1 protein-coding gene is annotated in these 515 nt (G+C 65.6%); it reads left to right on the forward strand.

Annotated elements, in window-relative coordinates; translation table 11 throughout:
* Positions 1-52 precede the first annotated feature (52 nt).
* The coding region (locus RM844_RS32180) for an ABC transporter ATP-binding protein (RefSeq protein WP_311670988.1) at positions 53-515 on the forward strand (463 nt) is incomplete at its 3' end.

Raw genomic sequence — 515 nt, forward strand, 5'->3', positions numbered from 1 at the left:
GACCACGGCGTTGCGAATCCTGGCCGGCTTGGAGGAGGCCAGCTCCGGGGCAGTGCTCGTCGGCGGGCGGGAGATCAGCTCGGTGCCGGCGAACAAGCGAGATATGGGCATGGTGTTCCAGGCCTACAGCCTGTTCCCGCACCTGACCGTGTTGGACAACGTCGCATTCGGTTTGAAGATGCGCGGAAAGTCCAAGCAAGACAGGCTGTTTCGCGCCGCTGACATGCTCGACCTGGTGGGCTTGTCGGCCCACAAGGGCAAGTACGCCAGTGAGTTGTCCGGCGGTGAGCAGCAGCGGGTGGCGCTGGCGCGGTCGCTGGTGCGCAATCCGGCCCTGTTGCTGGCCGATGAGCCCTTCGGAGCGCTCGACGCCCTCACCAGAGTCCGCATGCACCATCTGCTCAAGGAGCTGTGCGCCAAGTACGAGCCCGGCGTGCTGTTGGTGACCCACGATGTCGACGAGGCTGTGACGCTGGCTGATCGGGTCCTCGTCCTCGACGGCGGAGCGTTCGTCG

This window comes from Streptomyces chisholmiae (assembly GCF_031845445.1).
Lineage (GTDB): Bacteria > Actinomycetota > Actinomycetes > Streptomycetales > Streptomycetaceae > Streptomyces > Streptomyces chisholmiae.